Here is a 3,235-nt window from a genome sequence, read left to right on the forward strand (position 1 = left end):
AGGCCCGGACGAGGTCTGGCGGCGCTATGCAGAGGCCTGGTGCCGCGCGTGCGAGTGCCCGCTCTTCGACACGATGGCGCACCCGGACCTCGCCATGCGCTTCGTGAACGACGGCCTCGCGCCCACGATCGACCTCGCGCCGCTCTGGGACGAGATGGTGGCCTGTGCGCACGACACCGGCAAGCGCGTGGAGCTTTCCACGGCGGGGTGGCGAAAGGGCGTGGGCGACTATTACCCAGCCAGGGGCTTGCTCGAGCGATTCTGCCACGCGGGTGTGCCCATCACCGTTGGCTCCGACGGCCATGTGCCGGGCGACCTGTGCTGGGGAATCGAGCGGGCGTACGACCATGCGGCGTCGGTTGGCTACCGCACCGTCGAGGTGCCGCGCGCGGACGGCTCCTGGGAGCAGATGGAAATCGTGGCGTAGCGCGGCGCGCTGCCAGGTGGGGCGCTGCCGGACGGCGCACAACCGGGGCGGAGCGCTGCCAGGTCGGGGCACAACCGGTGGGGCGCACAACCGGCGCGGCGCGCTGCCAGGGCGGCACGCTGCCAGCGCAGCGCACGGCTCTCCCGAACGTTCGCTCGCATACTTGGGCAAGAATGTACCGAAAACGGCCTCTGTAGGCCCCCGTTTCGACACATTTTTGCCCGAAAAGATGGTGGATCTACTCGTCGGCCGCCGTATCAGCGCAACGACTACATCAGCTGGATCGAGCGTCCCAAGCGCGAGACCACGCGCCAGGCGCATCTCGCGCAGATGCTCGATGAGCTGCGAGCCGGCAACCGCTACAAAGGTATGCCCTGGCCGGATACGTCGCGCCCCAAGGGGCGGTAGCGGGCGAATATTCTGGGAAGCCAACAGGAAGCGTCTTCCGTGAGTCGGGGACGGATGACGACGCCCGCTTGCGATTGTCGATGATGTTACATGTCGCTATACGCATTAAGCCGCTGAAAAATGGCGCTTAATGCGTACATCGACATGTAACGTGGTTTTGCATGGGTGACGTTTGGGGATTGTGGCTAGAAATCGCCACCGTACCGCTCGTCCTCGCATGAAGCACTTTCGCCGAATAAAGTGTTTCAAAAATGTTTCATTTGTTGGGCGCTCGCATGGTGCTCGCCTACGCGCGCGATACTTGCCGGACTCAGCAAATGCGATGACAGGGCGAGTACCGGCCGGACGTGCCACAGCGAGCGGGGATGCGTGAGAACCCGCGGCGACTGGTTGGGAACATCCCCTCGAGCAGTGCAGCTGAACGCGTGCCTGCGCCGGGCGATCCCCCGCGCGGCAGGCTCGTCAGTACGCCGCGCCGGCGCCCCCGTTACGGGCATCGAGCAGGGTTGGGTAGTAGGCGAGAGCCCCGACGGGCAGCCGTCCAAGCGACCGCGCGGAAATCGCCGCAGCAATCGCTGAACCCACGCCATGACCTCGCATTTCCTGTATTTCACCAACCGTTTGGCCGCGCGTCGGCGTAAAGGGAAGCGAGGGTGTATGGAACTCAGAAGCGATGCCGTGAAGAAGGGGCTGGCTCGTGCGCCGCACCGGAGCCTGCTCAAGGCAGATGGCCTTACCGACGAGGAGCTTGAGCGCCCGCTCGTCGCCGTGGTCTCCGCGCAGAACGAAGTTATCCCGGGGCACCTCCACCTCCAACAAATCGCCGATGCCGTGAAGGCGGGTATTCGTATGGCGGGCGGCACGCCGCTGCAGATCAACACTATCGGCGTGTGCGACGGCATCGCCATGAACCATGAGGGCATGCACTACAGCTTGGTCTCGCGCGAGGTCATCGCAGATTCTGTCGAGTGCGCTATCCAGGGCCACCAGTTCGATGCGATGGTCCTCATCCCCAGCTGCGACAAGATCGTCCCCGGCATGCTCATCGCCGCGACGCGTCTGAATATCCCCACTATGCTCGTCTCCGGCGGGCCCATGCTCGCCGGGCATGATAGGTGCGGAAAGCAGACGGACCTGAATACGCTTTTCGACGCCGTGGGTCAGGTTACGGCGGGCACCATGACCGAGGAGGAGTGCACGTGGCTCGAGAATACCGCCTGCCCCACATGCGGCAGCTGCTCGGGCATGTTCACCGCCAACTCGATCTGCTGCCTGGCCGAGGCCCTCGGCTTGGCGCTTCCCGGTAACGGCACCGTGCCTGCCGTGTATTCCGAGCGCATCCGCCTCGCCAAGCAGACGGGCATGCAGGTGATGGACCTGGTCGAGAAGGGTATCACGGCGCTCGACATCCTCACGCCCGCGGCTATCCACAACGGCATGGTGCTCGACATGGCCTTCGGCGGCTCCACCAACACCATGCTCCACCTTACGGCCATCGCGCAGGCGGCGGGCTGCCCCGTCACCATGGACGACTGGGATCGCATCTCCGACGAGACGCCGAACATCGTGCGCATCGCGCCGGCGGGGCCGCTCCATATCGAGGACCTCAACACCGTGGGCGGCATCCCGGCGATTCTGGGCGTGCTCGGGCGAGCGGGGCTGCTCGACGAGACGGCGTGTACCTGCCATGGCTGCATGAAGGATTGGATCGCCCAGTGCCCGCCCGCGGACGGAGAGATCGTTCGCGAGATCGAAAACGCCTACAGCCCCATCGGCGGCCTCAAGGTCATGCGCGGCAGCCTTGCACCGGATTGCGGCGTGGTGAAGCGTTCCGCCTGCTCGCCCGAAATGTACCGGCATTCTGGCCCTGCGCGCGTGTTCAACAGCGAGGAAGAAGCTTGCAAGGCGATCTTCGGCGGGACGATTAACCCGGGCGACGTGGTGGTCATTCGCTACGAGGGCCCGGCCGGCGGTCCCGGCATGCGCGAGATGCTCACGCCCACGAGCGCTATCTGCGGCATGGGGCTCGACAAGTCCGTGGCGCTCATCACCGACGGGCGCTTCTCCGGCGCGAGCAAGGGTCCGTGCATCGGCCATGTCTCACCTGAGGCCGCGGCAGGCGGTCCCATCGCGCTCGTGGAAGAGGGCGACATCATCGACATCGACATCGAGGCGGGATCGCTTGAGCTGCGGGTGGGCGAGGCGGAGCTCAAGCAGCGCCGCGCTGCGTGGCAGCCGCCCGCGCCCAAGTACATCACCGGCGTGCTGAGCCGGTATGCAAAGCTCGTGACCAGCGCAGATAAGGGGGCGTATCTGTCATGACGAACGCGAACGACCGGAGCGGGACGGAGCGTGCGGGCGGTATCGCGCCGGCGACGCGCGCGGGGGCGTCGGCGGCAG

The 3,235-nt window shown here is 65.8% G+C and carries 3 protein-coding genes; all 3 read left to right on the forward strand.

Annotated features, from left to right (window positions below; all coding sequences use genetic code 11):
- Nucleotides 1-427, forward strand: a 427-nt coding sequence (locus tag HGEM_RS01785) for a hypothetical protein (RefSeq protein ID WP_035100986.1), incomplete at its 5' end; no start/stop codon positions are given.
- Nucleotides 428-640: 213 nt separating this feature from the next.
- Nucleotides 641-835, forward strand: coding sequence for a YdeI/OmpD-associated family protein (locus tag HGEM_RS10655; RefSeq protein ID WP_420834428.1), 195 nt, complete (start codon nt 641-643; stop codon nt 833-835).
- 657 nt (nt 836-1,492) lie between these two features.
- On the forward strand, nt 1,493-3,157 hold the full coding sequence (gene ilvD / locus HGEM_RS01790) for a dihydroxy-acid dehydratase (protein ID WP_019127686.1): 1,665 nt from the start codon (nt 1,493-1,495) through the stop codon (nt 3,155-3,157).
- Nucleotides 3,158-3,235 lie beyond the last annotated feature (78 nt).

The organism is Enorma massiliensis phI, assembly GCF_000311845.1.
In the GTDB taxonomy this organism is placed as follows: domain Bacteria; phylum Actinomycetota; class Coriobacteriia; order Coriobacteriales; family Coriobacteriaceae; genus Enorma; species Enorma massiliensis.

Coding starts and splice junctions, on each gene's coding strand:
- ilvD (WP_019127686.1), top strand. CDS start 1,493: ATGGAACTCAGAAGCGATGCCGTGAAGAAGGGGCTGGCTCGTGCGCCG.